At 45.1% G+C, this 19,907-nt stretch carries 18 protein-coding genes; 9 read left to right on the forward strand and 9 right to left on the reverse strand.

Translation table 11 applies throughout. The features are described 5' to 3' along the window. A partial coding sequence (locus tag FTT64_RS13425; protein WP_180182485.1) for a transposase occupies positions 1–196 on the reverse strand: 196 nt, incomplete at its 3' end. Between the two features lie 97 nt (positions 197–293). Between FTT64_RS13425 and epmB the strand changes: the two genes are divergently transcribed. The 3 genes from epmB to FTT64_RS13440 are packed head-to-tail and all read left to right on the forward strand — an operon-like array spanning position 294 to position 5,181. Then, positions 294–1,310 carry an EF-P beta-lysylation protein EpmB gene (gene epmB, locus FTT64_RS13430; protein ID WP_104471883.1) on the forward strand — a complete coding sequence of 339 codons (1,017 nt, stop codon included), beginning with the start codon at positions 294–296 and terminating at the stop codon, positions 1,308–1,310. Between the two features lie 20 nt (positions 1,311–1,330). Then, positions 1,331–3,076, forward strand: a complete 1,746-nt coding sequence (locus FTT64_RS13435) for a GTPase (RefSeq protein WP_180103774.1) — start codon at positions 1,331–1,333, stop codon at positions 3,074–3,076. Then, a complete protein-coding gene (locus FTT64_RS13440) occupies positions 3,058–5,181 on the forward strand; it encodes an EAL domain-containing protein (protein WP_180182484.1) in 2,124 nt (707 codons plus the stop codon). The genes FTT64_RS13435 and FTT64_RS13440 overlap by 19 nt, the downstream gene beginning before the upstream one ends. Positions 5,182–5,252: 71 nt before the next feature. On the opposite strand, the gene rpmE is transcribed toward FTT64_RS13440, so the two are convergent. From rpmE to FTT64_RS13460, 4 genes are all read right to left on the reverse strand, one after another. Next, positions 5,253–5,480: a 50S ribosomal protein L31 gene (gene rpmE, locus FTT64_RS13445; RefSeq protein ID WP_005176824.1), complete on the reverse strand. Its 228-nt coding sequence runs from the start codon at positions 5,478–5,480 to the stop codon at positions 5,253–5,255. A 206-nt stretch (positions 5,481–5,686) separates the two neighbouring features. Next, positions 5,687–6,667 (reverse strand): bile acid:sodium symporter family protein, encoded by a 981-nt coding sequence (locus tag FTT64_RS13450; RefSeq protein ID WP_104488747.1) that lies wholly within the window; start codon positions 6,665–6,667, stop codon positions 5,687–5,689. Between the two features lie 156 nt (positions 6,668–6,823). Beyond that, positions 6,824–7,225, reverse strand: a complete 402-nt coding sequence (gene gloA, locus FTT64_RS13455; RefSeq protein WP_016658400.1) for a lactoylglutathione lyase — start codon at positions 7,223–7,225, stop codon at positions 6,824–6,826. Position 7,226: 1 nt separating this feature from the next. Beyond that, complete coding sequence (locus FTT64_RS13460; protein WP_180103777.1) at positions 7,227–9,383, reverse strand: MFS transporter; 2,157 nt, start codon at positions 9,381–9,383, stop codon at positions 7,227–7,229. Positions 9,384–9,585: 202 nt separating this feature from the next. On the opposite strand from FTT64_RS13460, the gene FTT64_RS13465 reads away from it, so the two are divergent. After that, positions 9,586–12,198 (forward strand): Lon protease family protein, encoded by a 2,613-nt coding sequence (locus FTT64_RS13465; protein ID WP_171526934.1) that lies wholly within the window; start codon positions 9,586–9,588, stop codon positions 12,196–12,198. A gap of 55 nt (positions 12,199–12,253) precedes the next feature. Here the strand turns inward: FTT64_RS13465 and grxD are convergent, their stop codons facing one another. Next, positions 12,254–12,595 carry a Grx4 family monothiol glutaredoxin gene (gene grxD, locus FTT64_RS13470; protein ID WP_005176812.1) on the reverse strand — a complete coding sequence of 114 codons (342 nt, stop codon included), beginning with the start codon at positions 12,593–12,595 and terminating at the stop codon, positions 12,254–12,256. 160 nt (positions 12,596–12,755) lie between these two features. Here grxD and FTT64_RS13475 point away from each other — a divergent pair, with 160 nt between their 5' ends. After that, on the forward strand, positions 12,756–13,967 hold the full coding sequence (locus FTT64_RS13475) for an aspartate aminotransferase family protein (RefSeq protein WP_168396445.1): 1,212 nt from the start codon (positions 12,756–12,758) through the stop codon (positions 13,965–13,967). An 82-nt stretch (positions 13,968–14,049) separates the two neighbouring features. Here FTT64_RS13475 and FTT64_RS13480 read toward each other — a convergent pair whose 3' ends face one another. The 3 genes from FTT64_RS13480 to surE all read right to left on the reverse strand — a co-directional run bounded on the left by FTT64_RS13480 (position 14,050) and on the right by surE (position 16,796). Next, complete coding sequence (locus FTT64_RS13480) at positions 14,050–14,979, reverse strand: LysR family transcriptional regulator (RefSeq protein WP_005176807.1); 930 nt, start codon at positions 14,977–14,979, stop codon at positions 14,050–14,052. A 93-nt stretch (positions 14,980–15,072) separates the two neighbouring features. After that, complete coding sequence (locus FTT64_RS13485) at positions 15,073–15,909, reverse strand: peptidoglycan DD-metalloendopeptidase family protein (protein ID WP_016658404.1); 837 nt, start codon at positions 15,907–15,909, stop codon at positions 15,073–15,075. A gap of 110 nt (positions 15,910–16,019) precedes the next feature. After that, entirely contained in the window at positions 16,020–16,796 is a 777-nt protein-coding gene (surE, locus tag FTT64_RS13490) for a 5'/3'-nucleotidase SurE (RefSeq protein WP_075174788.1), read from the reverse strand. A 110-nt stretch (positions 16,797–16,906) separates the two neighbouring features. Here surE and FTT64_RS13495 point away from each other — a divergent pair, with 110 nt between their 5' ends. From FTT64_RS13495 to FTT64_RS13510, 4 genes are all read left to right on the forward strand, one after another. Continuing rightward, a complete protein-coding gene (locus tag FTT64_RS13495) occupies positions 16,907–17,278 on the forward strand; it encodes an MCR_0457 family protein (RefSeq protein WP_152342262.1) in 372 nt (123 codons plus the stop codon). A gap of 197 nt (positions 17,279–17,475) precedes the next feature. After that, entirely contained in the window at positions 17,476–17,871 is a 396-nt protein-coding gene (locus tag FTT64_RS13500) for an MCR_0457 family protein (RefSeq protein WP_163145941.1), read from the forward strand. A gap of 117 nt (positions 17,872–17,988) precedes the next feature. Beyond that, complete coding sequence (gene dacC, locus FTT64_RS13505; protein ID WP_005176801.1) at positions 17,989–19,137, forward strand: D-alanyl-D-alanine carboxypeptidase PBP5/6; 1,149 nt, start codon at positions 17,989–17,991, stop codon at positions 19,135–19,137. A gap of 106 nt (positions 19,138–19,243) precedes the next feature. Next, positions 19,244–19,774: a gamma carbonic anhydrase family protein gene (locus FTT64_RS13510; protein ID WP_180103778.1), complete on the forward strand. Its 531-nt coding sequence runs from the start codon at positions 19,244–19,246 to the stop codon at positions 19,772–19,774. Positions 19,775–19,907: the final 133 nt, after the last annotated feature.

Genomic DNA, 19,907 nt, shown 5'->3' on the forward strand with positions numbered 1-19,907 from the left:
ATCTTTTAAAGACGGTATTCCATTTACCAAAATGAGCAGGTAGATCACGCCATGGACTGCCTGTACGGGCAATCCATAGGACTGCTTCTAAAAATAATCGATTATCTTTTCCACTACGACCTCGATCGGTCACTTTACCTAGGCAAAAAGGTTCCATTTTTGCCCATTGGGCATCAGTAAGTATGTATCTATCCATAGTACTATTATAAATTAATCAGTAGCCTTTGTTAATTCTCAACAAGCCCTAGCACGATTAGGCCTTGCCCTCCCACTTCCATGATTCTTTTTCCGGCATGACAAACTATTTGTATCAACAGCAAAACTGGCAATCACAGCTCAGTGATTTAATTACCGATCCTCAGGAGTTGCTGAATCTTCTGCAACTGTCGCCTGAACAGTTACTCTCCGGCGCAATTCTGGCATCTGAACAGTTTAAATTACGTGTGCCGCGTGCATTCGTCGGAAAAATGAAAGTCGCCGATCCCTTTGATCCGCTGCTGTTACAGGTCTTGCCACATCATCTGGAACTGGAAGATCATCCTGAATTTGTCACCGATCCCTTAGGTGAAGAACAGGCCAATCAGCAACCGGGTGTCCTGCACAAATATAAGTCGCGTTTTTTACTGACCCTGACCGGGGCTTGTGCGGTACATTGCCGCTACTGTTTCCGCCGCCATTTTCCCTATCAGGACAACCTGCCTAAAAATGAAGATTGGCTAAACATCAAACAATATATTGAGTCTCAGCCCGACATTAATGAAGTGATTTTAAGTGGCGGTGATCCATTAACGTTAACCAATCGACGTTTACAGAGCTGGATTGAACGTCTGGAATCGCTGCCGCAGATTAAATTTTTGAGAATTCATTCACGCGTTCCGATTGTAATCCCCAACCGTGTCGATGAAGCGCTGATTTCCATATTAAAAAACAGTAGGCTACGGATTATTCTGGTGGTACACTCAAATCATGCATCAGAATTGGATGACTTCACTTGCCGTACATTAAATACACTGGTGAAACATCAAATTACCGTCCTGAATCAGGCAGTTTTACTTCGTGGGGTGAATGATTCTGCTCAGGTTCTGGTCGATTTAAGTTATCGCCTGTTCGATGCTGGGGTGATGCCGTATTACTTGCATGTATTAGATAAAGTGAAAGGTGCACATCATTTCGATCTGATGCCACAGGACATCGATCTTATTTATAAAGAGGTTTTAGCGAACTTGCCGGGTTATCTGGTTCCTAAACTCGTTAGGGAAATTGCGGGCGAAAAGAATAAAACACCGCTTTTTGGGGTTTCAACTGCTTGAATTTGAGTTAAATAACAACGATGACTATGAATCATTCAGATATTTTTCAGGTTGCCACTGAGCTGAAATTGGAACAGCTCAGTTTTTGCCAGAATTCTGTCAAAAGTATTCAGGAGTGGGCAGCTGACTTATCCATTTTACAGCTTGGGGACTCGTCAAAAGCCTTGTTCAAAGCCTTACTGGAAATTTCTGAACTCAAATGTCAGGAAACCTTGCGCTTTGACCTGATTCAGGCCATTCACCCGACGCTGGAAAATGTCCTGACCAGCCTGGAAAAACACTTTTTTAACCAGGGTCTGATTAGCAGCGACCGCAATGAGCATATTATCGAGCTGGCGCTGTTGTTACGTAGTCATTTTGCCAAAGTCTATATTGAAATCGCGCGCCGCAGTCACCGCCAGCTGGCCCAGCAGAAGTTTTCCATTTTTGCCTTTAACCTGAAAAAGAACCTGCAGACTGCGCGGACTGTGGCCACCTATTATGCGCTGCAACAACTGACCTTATTGCTGTATCAGCAACAGATGCTATATAGCTCGCCATTTTCCGGGCAATGGCTCACTGCACATCAACTGTTTAACTGCGCGCTGCAGCACAATTTTCATCAGAACAATATTAACCATCTGCAAGGCACCCAGCATCAGCTGCAAAATATCAGTCAGGCCTATGTGCAATTAATCCTGCTGGATATTTTCAATACCCATCAGATTCGTCCAGCCGAAATTCAGGGGCTGTATCTCTGCAGTTTTGACTGGGTCAAGCTGATTCAGATTTTGCCCAAAGAAACCACCCTGTCACGCTATATTGTCGATACCAATAAAGACTATCCGCCAATTTATAACTCGCATCAATCGGGTGATTTTGAGCCGGGTATTTTTATTTCGACACAAGCGCTGCTGGATCATATTAGTGAAAATCAGGGCCGCAAGGCCGAACATTTCTCCCGCAATGAAAAGCTGTTTTTAACTCCAGCCCTGCATTTTCATATTCATACCCTGCTCACCCATAATCCTGAGCGTCGCCATGAACGTTATGAATATTCGGCCCGGGTCAAAATCTGCTTTGGCTTAAGCGTGGCACACTTCTATTTGTCTAAAGGCAAGAATTTTCAGGAAACCCTGCAACTGGGTGAAAATTACCAGTTCCAGAGTGAAAGCCAGTTCATCAACCAGATGCACAGTCATACCACTGCCGACATCAGCAAAATCCAGAGTCTGGACCGTGAAGCCAAACAGATTTACGGCGCGGAAGTGCTGGATATCAGTGTGAATGGTTACCGGATTAAATGGGAAGGTGAAACGCCAAAAAACCTTAAAACCGGTGAATTTATTCTGGTGCAGGAAAATCCGCAAAGTCCGTGGCGTGGCGGTGTGATTCGCTGGATTAAACAGTCGACTGACAAAACCCTGGAACTGGGCCTTGAAGTTTTGGCGCAGGACATTATTCCATGTGCCGTCTATGTGAAATCTGACCGGCATAGCGGGCATTATCATCCTGCCCTGCTCATGCAGAGCTCACAGCTAAATGAAGTCAGCACTCATCTTATTTTACCGGGGATTCAATTATTAAGAGACAAGCAGACCGTACAGCTGCGTTTAGGGGATGAAGACATTAAAGTCTTTTTAATTAAACCGTTACTCATTACTCAAAGCTTTATGCGTTTTGACTTTGAACTGTTAAATGACCAGCAGCAAGCCACAGTCGATGCCTTTATTCACAAGCAGATGAATGACGTTAAGAATCAAGATTTATGGGAAGCATTAAAGTGAGAAATCCATTATTATCTAAAAAGCTCAAACGTACCGAAACACGTTTACTCATAATCGATGACAACCAAATACGTTTTAATCAAATTTGTGAGCAACTCACTGCAAATGAGCACCGTGTTCAAGCTTATCTTCTAGATGACATAAAAAATTTTGAAAAACAATTACATTTAACTTGGGATTTGGTGATTTTTGGTCGTGCTTATGACATGAAAATCGATCAGGCCCTTACTTTAATTCGTGCATCACAGCAACCGAATCTTCCGCTACTGTTGCTCAAACCAGACGATTACGATGCCACACAATATACTAGTTATGTGCGCAAAGGCATCTATGACATTATCAATTTAGATTATCCTGAACGCTTCTATTTTGGCTTAATTCGGGCATTGTCTTTCAGTCGCTTACAACAGTCACAAGAACAACTTATGACTGAACTTGATAATGCGCAATCACAAGCACAGGCGCTAGTCGAAGACAGTAGCAAAGCTGTGGCAATTATTCAGGAAGGAATTCATGCACAAGCCAATGCTGAATATTTACAGCTATTTGGTTTAAAAAGTGAAGATGACATTATTGGCTTGCCATTATTAGATTTATTGCAACCCCAAGATATTACAGATTTTAAATTCCGCTTTAAGAAAGTCAGTCAAGGACAGTTTGAACACGGCCATTTTGATATTCATAGCCAAAACCCGCTTCTGGCACAACAAAACCCACTCAAAATTGAATTTATTGCAGCAGCTGACGACGCCATACAAATCACCATAGATATTGCAAATACTGCGCATAATAAAGCCCCTACTCAAACCACCTCAGACAAAGCGACAGTAAAGCCTAGCGCCTACCAATTGGTGAATCGTACTTTAGCCAAACAGCCTTCTAGTGATAATGCTTTAGTGGTGTTTTCGTTGGCGAACTGCCCAGATTCAATTTTCCAATCCGACTGGCAAACCACAAAAAATTACTTTGCCAATATTAAAAACTTTTTAAAAGAACAGACCAATGTACCTTTATTTAATGTGAGTAATGGTTTAGTCGTTGGTTTGTTCCAAGCAGAATCGCCTACAATTTTAGAATCAAAACTGATTGGCTTAAACTCACTCACGAAACCCCAATTACTCACGGTAGATCAACACAGCTATCCGCTTAATTTGCGTATTGGTTATGTGCCGCTCACTCAAGATATTCAAAATGAAAGCAATTTTGAACAACTGATTAGCCAAGGTTTTGCCAACGCATTACCAAAACCACAAGAACAACATAACTCAGGTTTAGCCTTAGACTTATCATTCGGTGAATCTAATTTAAATGTAATTGAACCTGCCGTTGCTGTACCACAATCCTACAGTGAATCAGCAATTATTGCTGCTATACGTCAAAGCCTAGATCGAGGTGAAATTCATCTGAAATATCAACAACTTTACGACAAGCAAGATACTAACTTATATACCTACGAAGTAACCAGCGGCTTTATTTTCAATAACGAATGGCAACCACTGACTGGCTTAATTGACTTGGCAGAAGACCCAGAATTAGCCATTAAACTGGATCGCTGGATTCTGGTCGAAGCCTGCAAACAGCTACACAACTTCATTACCCAATATCCGGAAGCCAAGCTGATTGTTAACCTGAACAAGCATGTGCTGTTACAAGACCGCGCGTTCCCGGAATTTGTGTCCAAACTGATTACCATTGTGGGCAGTCAGCAGGCTTATCCGTTAATTCTGCAATTCTCTGAAGAAGATGTGAGCCAGAACCTGATGGATGCCCAAAAGCAGATGCATTTGCTGCATCAGCACGGTGCGGAGATTTCTATCCGTGAATTTGGCCAGTCGATGTATAGCGAATCCATTCTTAAACAGCTGGATGTGCAATATGTGACCCTGCATCCATCGCTGACCAGCAAACTGATGCAAGATAGTGCCACTCAGGAGCTACAGGAACAGATTCAGCAGTTTAGCGAAATCAAGCCGGTGGAAGTGGTGCTACATGAACTAAATGATATGAACCTGTTTGCCAACGCCTGGAATGTAGATGCCCGTTATATTCAGGGTGATTACTTCCAGAAGAAACTGGATCATCTCATTGATGTACAAGACCAATAAGGTCTTGTACTTTTCGCCTGAAGTGCAGGCACAAAAAAACGGGCAAATGCCCGTTTTTTTCATTCTGGGTATTAACCACGTTTGATAGAACGTGACATACCAGCAAAACGTTGTTTGAACTTGTCGATACGACCGCCAGTGTCAACGTTCTTTTGCTTACCAGTGTAGAATGGGTGGCAAGCTGAACATACGTCTAGGTAAAGAGTGTCTTTACCAACAGCTGAACGAGTTTCGATCACGTTACCACATGAACAAGTAGCAACTAATTTTTCATATTTTGGGTGAATATCGGCGCGCATCGTCGATTACTCCATAAGATTAAAGAAGGTTTTGCTGTCGTCGCAATTGATCACTCTCAAGACTGAGGAAAAAAGCTGTTTATTCAAGATAAACCGCAGACCAACACCACAACAGACCATTCTTTTGGCCCACCGAGACGGATACCGTCAGAGCTAAGCACAACAAGTTGGGGCATATTATACGTGAATCTATGCCAATATGCGAATTATTCTTTGTCCTCAATTTCAGGCTGCTTCGACCAGTAATTGGCAATAATGCCGCAGACCATCAGCTGGATTTGATGGAAAATCATGATTGGCAGCACAATCATGCCCAAAGGCTGGCCAATAAACAGAATCTGCGCCATCGGTACACCACTGGCTAGGGTTTTTTTAGAGCCGCAGAAGAAAATCGCGATCTGGTCTTCACGTTTAAAGCCCAGCCATTTTGGGATGTACAGCGCCAACAGCATGATGATGGTCAGCAGCACCGAACAGGCTACAGTTAGAATCAGTAACGTTGTGCCACTGACTTCATTCCACAGTCCGGCCACCACGGCGCCACTAAAGGCACCATAAACCACCATCAAAATCGTACCCTGATCAAAGCCTTTAACCAGACTTGGGAACTTGACCAAAAATGGATAGACCCACGGCCGCAGCAATTGCCCCAGAATAAAAGGCACCAATAACAATAAGGTAATCTGAATAATGGATGAGGTCGGGTCATAGTCGTGCTGCGACTGGCCAAAAATAAACAGGCTGACCAGAACCGGAGTAATGAACATGCCGGCAATATTGGAAAAAGACGCACTGCAGACTGCACTGGCGACATTGCCGCGTGCAACCGAGGTAAAGGCAATAGAAGACTGCACCGTAGAAGGCAGGAAGCACATAAACAGAAAGCCCCAGTACAGCTCCTGCCCCAGCAATGGCAATAATACGGGTTTGGCCATGAGACCTAAGACGGGAAATAACAAGAAGGTAAACGCAAACACCAGCGTATGCAGTTGCCAGTGCATGATGCCTTGTACCACCGCCTCTCTGGACAATTTTGCCCCATGTAAAAAAAACAGCACTGCAATAGCCGCCGTGGTAATAACGCCAAAGACTTCAGCCACCTGCCCAGAGACTGGCACGATACTGGCCAGTATCACCATCACAATTAACAATATGGTAAAGCGATCCAATGCAAGTAGTTTTAGCATGTCTACATCCTGTGATTTTATTTTTGCATCGACATAAAAAAGCCCAGTCAGCGGGTTTTACCTCACGGTAAAGTTCCATCTTACTGGGCTGGAACAATAAAGCTAGTCTGCTGGCTTAATGTTCACTATTTTGTGGCGCTATACTACTGCGCCAACTTAGTTATTGCGGGCATTGCCATCCTGCTGGATCAGTTCGATTTTATAACCGTCCGGATCTTCCACAAAGGCAATTACGGTCACGCCGCCTTTCATTGGACCCGCTTCACGCACCACATTGCCGCCGCGCGCCTTGATTTCTTCACAGGCTTTGTAAGCATCTTCCACTGCAATGGCAATATGACCATAGCCATTGCCCAGCTCATAGCTGTCTGTATCCCAGTTATGGGTCAGTTCCAGCACGGTATGGTTGTCTTCATCACCATAGCCGACAAATGCCAGGGTAAAGCGGCCTTCTTCGTAGTCACGTTTACGGAGTAAAGTCATGCCAAGTACTTCAGTATAGAACTGCAATGACCGTTCTAAATTGCCTACACGTAACATGGTATGCAGCATGCGCATATTATTCGTCCTTTTGTTGAATTTGAGCGTGTTCATGAGCACGCAATAATTTTGCCACCCACACCACCAGAATCAGAATCGGAATTCCAAGCAGCGTGGTCATGAGGAAGAAACTCGGATAACCGATATTATTGACTATGGTACCTGAATATCCACCTAAAATTTTAGGAGTGAGGGTCATTAGCGAACTAAAGATCGCATATTGTACAGCGGTAAACGACACACTGGTTAAGCTGGACAGGAAGGCAATAAATGCCGCACCGGCCAGACCGGAGGCCAGGTTATCAATAATAATTGCCAGATAGAGCCATAAACTGCTATACGGTTTAATCACCTTACCGCGAACTTCTACCGCTGCATCAGCGTTGATATCCACCGGTGTCAGGGCCTGAATATCAATATCCAACACCGGATGCTGCGGTGCCAGCTGATAACCGCGGCTGGCACTGAGTGTACTGCCATCCAGCAATCGGGCCTGCACCTGAATCGTGCTATTTTGCGCTGTCTGTAACTGCTGGCCTTCAATCACACCACTAAACAGACCGCCCTCTTCCAGCTTGGCCGGATATTCCTTGCCATCCAGAACCAGACTCAGCGGCTGTTCTTGCTGTAGCTGTGCAGCATCAAGACCACTCAACTGACCACGAATCACCAGACTTTGCTCGGCTTCCTGTGCAGAAATCCGGTCATCCGAGGTAATCGGTAATAACTGGATTTGGGCTGTGCCGGTCTGCTGCAAATACGGCATGCTTAATTGCGCCTGATCGGACTGATTGGCGTATTGTGCCTGTACCTGAATCTGATTAGCCTGAGCCAGCACGTTGCTCGGTACCTGTACGCTCCAGTAACCGGCTTCATCGGCCTGTACCTTATATTGCTGCGCCCCGACATTCACCTGCACATCACTCAGGCTTTGCCCGGATTTGACCAGTCCAATAAAAATCAGGTTGGTCGAGCTGGCCAGCACTGCGCCCAGAAACATCAGTTTCATGATATTCATTTTTTGGGCCAGCAAACCGCCCAGGAAGCCACCCACCAACGAGAAAATCACCCCGTAGACTTTGACTGCTTCAGCAATCTGTTCTTTGCTGAAGTTCAGGTCCTGATAAAACACATTGGAAATGACCCCTGCAATAATATCCGAAACCCGATAAAACCCGATCAGCAGCAGTAACACCAAAGCCAGCTTTAAACCATAGCGCTTAAAGAAATCCGCGACCGGATGCACCCAGGTTTCAAAAGCCATCTGTTTATTGACTGCACCCAGTTTGACCAGCACAGTTCCGACCAGTAAAGCCACCGCACCCGAGCCAATAAAGCGAATCGCCTCCAGCGTAAACAGCAGGAAGGAATCCTGAATACTGAGCTGGTTTTTCAGCGCATCCAGCGCCTGACCGGAATAGATATAACTCAGCACAAAACTGATCACGGCAACAAAAAACACCACCACCAGTCGATAATAATCGCTGCGTTTATATTCTTTACGGACACGCTCCACCACCGGCTCACGAATCACCAGCGTGGTACACATCCCGATCAGCATCACCGCCGCCATCACCAGATAGGTGTATTTCCAGGCCTCATAAATATAGTTGCCTTTAGCCGTGCCCAGATACGCCGCCAGAAATAAAGCGCCCGCACCAGCTACAATCATCCCGATACGATAACCGGCGTTATAGGTCGAAGCCAATACAGTTTGCATCTGGGTTTCAGCCAGCTCAATACGATAGGCATCAATCACAATATCTTGCGTGGCCGCAGCAAAACCGAGCAGCACCGCACCCACCGCCATCTGGTAGAGATGCGTCTGCCCTAAGGCCGGATCTGAAAAGGCCATAATACAGATGGCGCATATAATCAGGACCTGGGCAATTAAAAGCCAGGCCCGGCGCCGGCCCAGTTTTTGGGTTAAATATGGCACTGGTAACTCATCAATTAATGGTGCCCAGACAAACTTAAATGAATAACCCAGCGCCGCCCAGCTAAAGAAAGTTACGGCATTACGGCTAATGCCGGCTTCACCTAACCATAACGATAAACTGGAAAAAATAAGAAGAATGGGAATACCGGCCGAGAAGCCAAGAAACAGCATGATCAGCGCACGCCGATCTAAAAATGCGGTAAAGGCAGATTTCCATCCTGTAGATTGTGTTGTCATTACATTATTTTTGTCAAAAAACTGAATGTTGCTATTCAATCGTTTAATGGATTTGGTTTCAACCTGATTTATGCAAACGCCCTGTGATTTTCTGGAGAAATGCAGCGGCCTGGCTTGAAATTTTCTATTAAACCTGTATACCTTAAATCTCTATTGCAATAATTTCGTTTTGGATTTCACAGTGACGCAAAGACACGAGCACATGACCTCTTCTTTATCTGCTTCAATTACCGAACAACAAACATTAGTTTTACAACCAGAACAAACTCTTACCTCAGCCTTCGAACAAGCCGAAATTCAAACGACACTTAATAACACCCGCTTAAGCCCGGAACAGCTGACCCATATTCCGGATCTGGAAAAAATTCCGGCCTCCACCAAACGGATTAAGCCTTTAAATAATTTTCTGGGTCAGGATCGTGCCCGCGCTTCAGTAGAAGCCGGCATTGCATTGCCTTATTCCGGCTATAACATTTTTGCGGTCGGTACGGCAGGACTGGGCAAACGCACCATGATCCGGCGTTTACTGCAGCAACATGCCAAAACCATGGCCACGCCAAATGACTGGGTGTATGTCAATAATTTTAAAAACCCGCGCCAGCCCATTGCCCTGCGACTGCCGGCCGGTCAGGCACCAAAATTCCAGACCCAGCTGCATCAGAGCTGGCAGACCATTTTAAAACAGCTGGAACGCCGTTTTAGCGCCGAAACCTATCACAACCGCATTGAACAGATTCGCCAGCAAACCGGTGATGAACAGCAACAGGCCCTCATTGAACTGACCAAAGAAGGTGAAACCCTGGATTTAAAACTGGTCTCGCGCAATGACGAGCACTGCTTTATTCCGGTGCAGTTTAAAGATGACCAGCTGCAGGAAATGACCCAGGAAGATGTCAATGCCTTAAGCAGCAAAGAGCGCGCCGAAATTGCCGCCAATATGCGCTATATGGATAAAAAACTGGAACGTCTGGGTCTGCATCTGGGTGATCTAGAAGATGATGCACGAGATCGGGTTCAGGTCCTGAATCGTGACATTGCCAAACAGGTGGTGATGCCGCGGATTGATTTATTACTGAATAAATTTTCAGAGGTTCAAGGGCTTGAAGACTATCTGAAATACTATGCCGAAGACATTATCAACAATGTTGAAATGGTGCTGGAACAGGAAGAAGATGACTTCACTCCGGCGGTGTTTAGCCGGGTGCCAGCGCGTTATCAGGCCAATATTGTTGTCACGCATAAACCGAACTCGGGTGCACCGGTAATCTTTGAAGATTTCCCGACCCATTACAACCTGCTCGGTCATGTGGAACAGATGACCCAGAACGGCACCATCACCACTGACTTCACCTTAATCCGTTCCGGTGCCTTACATCGTGCCAATGGCGGTTTTTTAATTCTGGAAGCCGAACAGTTACTGGAACAGCCTTATGCCTGGCAAGGGCTGAAACGTGCCTTGAAATCGGGCCAGCTAAAACTGTCCTCACTGGAACATATGCTGACTTTAACCGGCAGTATTTCGATTGAACCGGAATCAATTCCCCTGACCTTAAAGGTCATTCTACTGGCCGAGCCGGAAATCTATTATGAAATTCTGGAAGTCGAACCGGAGCTGGGCAGCGTCTTTAAAATCCGTGCCGACTTCACCGATACATTACAACGTAATGACACCAATGAGCAGGCTTATATGCAGCTGATAGCTGATTATGTTCAGGCCGATAAACTACTGCCCTTTGACCGCTCTGCCCTGGCCGCGCTGTTAACCGACTCGAGTCGTCTGGCCGAGGACCAAAGCTCGCTGTCCTTACATGCCCTGACGCTGGGTGATCTGATTCGGGAATCACATCATCATGCGGTACAAGCCGACAAAAAGATGGTGTCAGAAGAACATATCAACATGGCGCTGGATCATCGTAAATATCGCTTAGGCTATTTGCGTGAACTGTACTGGCAGGACCTGTCGCGCGGCACCCAGCTGATTGAAACCAAGGGTCATCGTCTGGGTCAGATCAATGCCCTGTCCGTGATTCATTATGCCGATGTCGAGTTTGGCCTGCCTTCGCGCCTGACGGCATCGGTCTATCAGGGCGGCGGCGATATTCTGGATATTGAACGCAGTGTTGAATTGGGCGGCTCGCTGCATGCCAAAGGCGTGCTGTTAATGTCCAGCTTCCTGAAAGCCCATTTTGGCCGCGAACAGATTCTGCACTTCTCTGCCGCACTGGCCTTTGAACAGAGCTATGGTCAGGTCGATGGTGATAGCGCCACCGTTGCGGAACTGTCTGCCCTGATTTCAGCAATCAGCCAGTTACCAATTGATCAGTCCTGGGCCATTACCGGTTCCATGAACCAGCTGGGTCAGGTGCAACCTGTTGGCGGCGTCAATGCCAAAATTGAAGGCTTCTATGATGCCTGTAAATTACAAGGTTTAACCGGCAAGCAAGGCGTGATTATTCCGCGTCAAAACATGCAGCATCTCATGCTGCGTAAAGATGTGATTGAAGCGGTGCAAAAAGGCGAATTCCATATTCATGCCATTGATGTGATTGATCAGGCGCTAGAAATTCTGATGGCGCGTCCGGTCGGTAAACTGGACAAAAAAGGCCGTTATAGCAAAGGCTCGATTTATGACATGGTGATGGCGCAGCTTGAATACTGGCAAGCCATTGAAGATGGCGCAGAAATTGAAGAGGAAGAGCCAAAGAAAAAGAAAAAAGCCAAGAAAGAAAAAAAGGCCAAGAAAAAAGATCAGCCTGCTGAAGCAGCAATTGAGGCTATTCCGGTAGAAGATGCCCGTAACCAGACTGGCTCATAATGGCCGGTCTAAAAAAGCAAAAAAGCGCCGAAAGGCGCTTTTTTATACGACTGAATTAAGCTTCAGGCGCTGGGCTGTACTGTTCAACCAAAGGCTGTAACTCACCTTTTTGGAACATATCCAGCATAATATCGCTACCGCCAATTAACTCGCCATTGATCCACAATTGCGGGAAAGTTGGCCAGTTGGCAATTTTCGGCAAAGTTGCACGAATATCCTGGTTTTCAAGAATATTCACATAGGCAAATGGACGACCAATTTGACTGAGCGCTTCTACTGCACGAGCTGAGAAACCACATTGTGGGAATTGCGGTGTGCCTTTCATGTAAAGAAGAACTGCATGTTTAGCAATTTGGTCACGAATTAACGCTTCGGTATCGCGTGCTTGTTCAGTCATTGATAAATCCTCAACTAATCTGTCTCGCATTATACCCAAAACAGAGAAAAACAGTACGTCTAAAATAATAAATCCATTTTTATTTACAATTACCCTTTAAATCTGACCAAGTTTTTGCTTATATAAGTTTTTCTTTCCACCTAACAGTAAAGAGTTAGTCATGAACAATATTACCCTCGCTCCGGTACAAACTGATCAACCTTCACATTTGATGCCAGTCTTTGGTCGTCAACCGATCAGCTTTGTCCGAGGACGAGGTGCATATCTTTATACCGAAGATGGTACAGAGTATTTAGATGCCTTAACTGGGATCGCCGTTTGCGGTTTGGGTCATGCTCATCCAGTGATTGCTGAAGCAATTGCGGAACAAGCTGCAACCCTGATTCATACCAGCAACCTTTTTGAAGTGCCTTGGCAAACTGCTGCTGCACAGAAACTGGCTGAAGTCGCTGGCATGGAAGAAGTTTTCTTCTCCAACAGTGGTGCAGAATCGAACGAAGGCGCTATCAAAATTGCGCGTAAATTCGGTCATATGCAAGGTATTGCGTCACCAAAAATTATTGTAGCTGACAAATCTTTCCATGGCCGTACGCTGGCAACCCTATCTGCAACGGGTAACAAAAAAGTTCAACAAGGCTTTGGTCCATTGGTTGAAGGTTTTATTCGTGTACCGTTTGGTGATATTGAAGCCATTGAAGAAGCTGCAATTAACCATCCGGATATCGTGGCTATTCTGGTTGAACCGATTCAGGGTGAAGGTGGTGTCAACACTGCACCGCAAGGCTTTAGCTACCTAGAAGAAATCCGTCAGATCTGTAATCAGCACAACTGGTTAATGATGCTGGATGAAGTACAAACAGGTAATGGCCGTACCGGTAAATATTTTGCTTATCAGCACACCAATATTGTGCCGGATGTACTGACCACAGCTAAAGGTCTGGGCAATGGCTTCCCGATTGGTGCCGTGATGACTCAAGGTCGTGGTGTCGGTGTTTTGACTGCGGGTAACCACGGTTCGACTTATAGCGGTACTGCCCTGGGGTCACGTGTGGTCTACACCGTGATTGATATTATCCAGAAAGAAAATCTGGTCGAGAATGCCGCAAAAATGGGTAGCTATATTGTTGAGCAGCTACGCAACCAGCTGGCTGACCAAAATGTCAGCGTGCGTGGTTTTGGCCTGATGATCGGGATTGAATTACCTAAAGCCTGCGCAGAACTGGTGGATATTGCCCGTGATGAATACAAACTGATTGTCAATGTGACCGCCGGCTCCGTGGTGCGTTTACTGCCAACCTTGAACATTAGCCAGGAACAGGCCGATCAGCTGGTTGAACGTCTGGTGAAAATGATCAAAACGTTCCTGGCTTAAGCCGCGTGTTGATCTCAACAGATCTCTATCTGCATAAAAAAGCCGCATGATGCGGCTTTTTTAATTTCTGAATTGTTATATTTTATGAGGCTTCCTGGTAAATTCTGCCGCCAGGTAACTGACAAAAATACTGTTTTAAAGCATCCAGACAACGATGCACTTTCATTGGCTGCTGCTCACGTTTTGGCGTAATCGCATACAATGTAAAGGTCGGCAATTTCCATTCAGGTAATACTTCGACCAAAGAACCGTTAATTAAATCTTTTTGTACATCTAGATATAAAAGTCTCGCGATTCCGTGCCCTTGTAAACATAATGATTTGGCAATCAGAACATTATTTGTGGTGAGGCGAGAGCTCATGTCCAGTCCGACCACTTCACCCGTACTGGCGTGATGAAATGAAAAACTGGCATAATTTTTCATCAAATTTACTGGAATCAGGTCATGATTTTTTAAATCTTCAGGACGTGACACCGGTGTGGTCTGGTTCAGATAACTTGGTGATGCCACCAGAACCTGCTCAACGCGCGCCAGTGGCACTACATTCAGCTGACTATCTTCAATTTTTGAACTCATGCGCAAAGCAATATCTATCCGACCTTCAATCAGGTCAATAAACTGATTGTCCGCTTCGACATGTATGGCTAGGCCACGATGGGCTGACATCCAGTGCGACAATGCCGGAATGACATGATTCGCACCCAGTTCCGGGGTGGTTGCGATACGCAAATCACCTACCAGGTCATCGCGTAATTCATTAATGCGTATTTTACCACGCTCCGCAGCGGCGAGCATTTCCTGACAGCTGTGGAAAAAAGCTTGTCCAGCTTCAGTCAAACTCAGTTTTCGGGTGGAACGGTGTAACAGCGTTACTTCCATTTCATTTTCCAAAGAACGAATTTGCTGACTTACAGCACTTGTGGTGATACCGAGTTCACGCGCAGCGCCACTAAACGAGCTTTTTTCAACAACACAAGCAAATACACCCATTGCTCGAAGTTGATCTAACATAAATTTCCCTCTGAACTTATGAGATGCTCCTACCTTTGATAAAAGCAACTCATTGTATTATACGGTGAAATTTACGTTTTGCACTTAAAAAAATTAATTTATTGGTAAAACATTAGTCGGGTTGATCGGCTTGCCATCAAGGCGGACCTGGAATTCCAGCATGGTGCGGGTGGTGCCCGATGAGCCCATTTCGGCAATTTTCTGCCCTGCTGCTACATTTTGTCCACTATTCACGTTAAGTTTACTGTTGTGTGCATAAGCGGTGATATAGCCATTAATATGCTTAATTAACACCAGGTTACCGTATTCTTTCAGGCCATCTGCGGCATACACCACCTGCCCGTCTGCAGCTGCAAAGACCGGATCACCCACATTGCCGCCATAACGAATCCCTTTCACATTCGACGCTAAATTGAAGTTTTCAATTACTGCACCATTGGATGGTTTCACCCAGCGTAAAGAACCTACGGTAGAACTCACTGTCGGCGCCGGAGTAGTGGTTCGTGGTGTGGTTGTGGTCGTCGTGGTCACCGGTGCGGTCGGTGCTGGCGTAGTTTTTGGAATAGCAATGGTCTGACGCTGGATTGGTGCTGGCTGCGTTACCGGACGCGTTGTGGTGGTACGCGGCGCACTGCCACTTTTCAGACGAATTGACTGGCCCACATAAATCCGGTACGGCGCGGCAATATCGTTCATTTCCGCAATACTGAGATAACTTAAACCATAACGTGCTGCAATGCCGCTTAAAGTATCACCTGAGCGTACGGTATAGAAATTTGGCGCAGCCGCATAACGTGCAGAATTATGTACTTGAGGTTTAGACGCACAGCCACTGATGATGAGCGTAGAAATAACGGCTGTAGATACAAATAAAGTTTTCAACAATGTTGTCGGTGCTGCAAATAAACGACCGTGTGACACCAAAGGCATTAATCTTCCTCTCTACATCTTAAATGTAATTATTGAACTGCGCTAAGATTAACAAAAAAGCACCGAAAAAGAGTTTCAGACGGTACTTTTTCACAAAGTTATAACATTCTTTACAGGGCTGGACTCAAGCTGTCATGCAGATGCCCCAGAATATCGTAATTGGTCGCATCCATCTGAATTGGGGTGATGCTGACATAGCCATTGGCCACAGCAAAGAAATCCGACTGGATTTCACCCACATCTTTACGCGGGTCTGCAACGGCTTCTCCGGCCAGTCCAATCCAGTACACCTGACGACCGCGCGGATCGACATGGCTGGTAATCGGTTTAGATTGACTACGACGGCCCTGATAGGTAATTTTTGCGCCTTTTAATTCCGCCACATCTGGAATATTAATATTCAAAATGTGGCGTGGCGGCAAGGTTGGCAAGCCGTTGGCAATAAAATCATGCACCCACTGCGCGGCAACTGCATAATCGGCCGGATGCTGATAAGCTCGGACATTAGGGCCAGCCAGTGATACAGCTATGGCCGGCTGCGTCATTAAACGCCCTTCAAAAGCAGCACCAACGGTACCTGAATACAGTACATCATCACCCAGATTGGCGCCGCTGTTAATCCCGCTCACCACCAGATCAAATTCAAAATCAAACAGGCCATTCATAGATAAATAGACACAGTCTGCCGGAGTGCCATTCACCGCCCAGATATCTTCAGCAATCGGAATTGGACGTAAAGGACGATCTAAGGTCAAGGCACTGGAAAACCCGCTACGCTCACTTTCTGGCGCGACAATTACCACACGGCCCAAAGGTTTTAATGCGTGTGCAAGCGCCTGGATCCCTGGCGCAAAAACGCCATCATCATTGGCAATTAAGATATTCACAAATTTACTCTTCAAATTAAATAAATGACCGGTCAGCACATTTCATTGAAATATAATGAGAAGTATATATATTTAGTGTCGAACTTCCATCAATAAAAAGTGTGTATAACATGATTCGTCGCTTATCTGTACGTCGTTTACTGGGGCTTGGTTTTGCGGTAATTCTCTCTCAAGCGGTCAATGCTGAAGGCTTGACGGTAGAAGAAGCCAATACCATTGTAAAAGAAGACATTGCTGCCGCTCAGGTGATGGCTGAGGTTTGTCCGGCCATTATTGGCAAAAACGCCAAACTGGATAACAATATTCAGGCCTTAATTGAAACTTACCTGGCAGACTTAAAAGGTCAGACTTTAAGCTACAGCGCACTACAGGCCGATGCTGAATATAAGAATATTCTGATTGAAGCACGTGATGCCGCCAAAGAAACCACGGCAGATGAACAGAAAACTGTTTGTCAGGATGCTGCTACAATCGAACTGTAAGTTTGCGCTGACGCACCATCTTTATATCAAGAGTAATCAGCATAGGTTGATTGCTCTTTTTTATTGCATTTCTGATTTGGATTTTTAATTTTGAGTGTGTGTCAGCCTGCTCAGATACACTTCTTTTCTTTTCATTCTGTCAAAAATCATTAAGCTTATGGGCATGTGGTATTTTTAAGTTTCAGGTCTATTTTTTTATGTACATTTCCCAATTAAAAACGAAATCTTTGCAACTTCTGGCTGGTATCGCCATTACTTTGGGTTTGGGGCAAACCGCACTGGCACAGAATGAAAATATTGAAGTCACGCCACTTCAAAAAGTCACCCAGCAGGAACTGGCAGCCATTTATGTATTATCTGAAGTGTGCCCAGCGTTAATTCAGGACAAAGACCAGGCCAAATTTAACCAGGGCTATGCCAAACTGGCCAAAGAATATATGCCGGCAGAAAAAGATCCGGTTGCCGCTTTACAAGCCCTAAGCAAGCAAAAAAGTTTTAAACCGATGCTGGTTGAAGCACAGGCCGATGCCAAAAAAGCTGGAAGCCAGAAAAATAAAGCCATTTGCCAGGAATTGACCGCGTACAGCAAATAAAACTATTTGGTTACAATACTTTTTCCAATAAGCCGATTTCTCCCATAGAAGTCGGCTTTGCTTTATCCTAAAATGCTAGCCTCTTTTGTGCATATATCAAGTATTGGAACACCTAGAATGACTCGAAAAAGCGCCCTTGCTGCCTTACTCCTCCTACCAAGCTTTTCTTATGCAGCAACTGTTTTATCCAATCCGCCAGAACTCAACAATAAATCTTATGTTTTAATGGATTATGAAACAGGGCAAATTCTTGCATCGAAAAATGAAAATGAAAAACTTGCCCCGGCCTCAATGACCAAAATGATGACCAGTTTCATCATTGAACAAAAACTATTGAAGGGCGAGCTCACGGAAGATGAAAAAGTTCGTATGAACGAATCTGCATGGTGTCGTGGTAGTAGCACAGAATCATGTATGTATGTTCCGCTGAATGGCACTGCAACTGTACTTGAAATGCTGCGTGGAATTATTGTTCAGTCGGGTAATGATGCTTCTAAAGCCATGGCGGAACACATTGCCGGTAATGAAGGCACCTTCGCGCACATGATGAACGAAGAAGCTAAAAAAATTGGCATGACCAACACCCAGTTTATTAACTCGACTGGTATGCCAGCAGACGGCCATTATTCAACTGCCAAAGATATGGCAACCTTGGCCCAGCACATCATTAAAGATAGTTCTAAATACTATCCAATTTATTCAGAAAAAGAATTTACCTTTAATGGCATCCGTCAAGGCAACCGTAATGCCCTGCTCTATACAGACCCAAGTGTTGATGGTTTAAAAACCGGTCATACCAATGAAGCCGGCTACTGTTTAACGACTTCTGCAAAACGTGGCCCAACGCGTCTGATTTCTGTGATTTTTGGTGCGCCAACCATGCAGGAACGTGCGACACAAACACGTGAATTGCTGGCTTGGGGTTATGCCAACTTTGAAACCAAAAATGTACAGCCTGCAAATCAGGTCCTGGCCAAATCTAAAGTCTGGTTTGGTCAGTCGGATGAAGTACAAATTGGTCTGGCTGAAAACTTTAATGTGACCATGCCTAAAGGCAAAGCCAATGAAATTAAAACGCAATTGGTGGTTCAGCCGAAATTGACTGCGCCGCTACAAAAAGGCCAAGTCATTGGTAAATATGTCGCAAGCTTAGATGGTAAAGTAATTGCTGAAAAACCACTGGTGGCTTTAAACGCGGTTGAAGAAGCTGGTTTCTTCTCACGCCTCATTGACCATATCAAGCAGTTCTTTAGCAACCTGTTCTAAGTTTAAGGCACAACTTTAGACTTAAGTGAAGGCACTCATTCAGCGAATGGGTGCTTTTTCTTTTATACTATTGTCTTGATCATTCCACTTTTACGAGCAGATCACCATGAGCCAGAACATTCGTCCTTATTTAGATACCCATCCACAGATTGATGATTCCTGTTATATCGACCCGATGGGTGTGGTCATTGGTGATGTGGTATTAGGCGAAAATGTCTCGGTTTGGCCGTTTGCCGTAATTCGCGGGGATGTTAATTCTATTCGTATTGGCAACAACTCGAATGTACAGGATCATGCCATGCTGCATGTCAGCCATAAAAATGCCGATAAACCGGATGGCTCACCGCTAATTATTGGTGAAGATGTTACCATTGGCCATCATGTGACCTTGCATGGCTGCACAATTGGTAACCGTGTTTTGGTGGGTATTGGCACGATTATTTTGGATGACGTTGTTGTTGAAGATGATGTGATGATTGGCGCGGGTTCTCTGGTACCACCACGCAAGCGTTTAGAAAGTGGTTATTTATATGTTGGCAGTCCGGTACAAAAAGTACGCCCGCTGACTGATAAAGAAAAAGCCTTTTTGCCCTATTCAGCGCAGAATTATGTGAAGGTTTCGGGGGATTATAAGTAAAATTGGTGTTATTCCAAAGTAGAAATGTCCTACCTAATAACCAAATAGAAATGTCCTATATGGACATTTCCAAGTCAAGCACAGGATTTAGATTTCGTTCTTGAATTGCTGTTTTCTGTGCACGTCTGCTTGG

Source organism: Acinetobacter sp. Q186-3, from assembly GCF_013420655.1.
Lineage (GTDB): Bacteria > Pseudomonadota > Gammaproteobacteria > Pseudomonadales > Moraxellaceae > Acinetobacter > Acinetobacter indicus.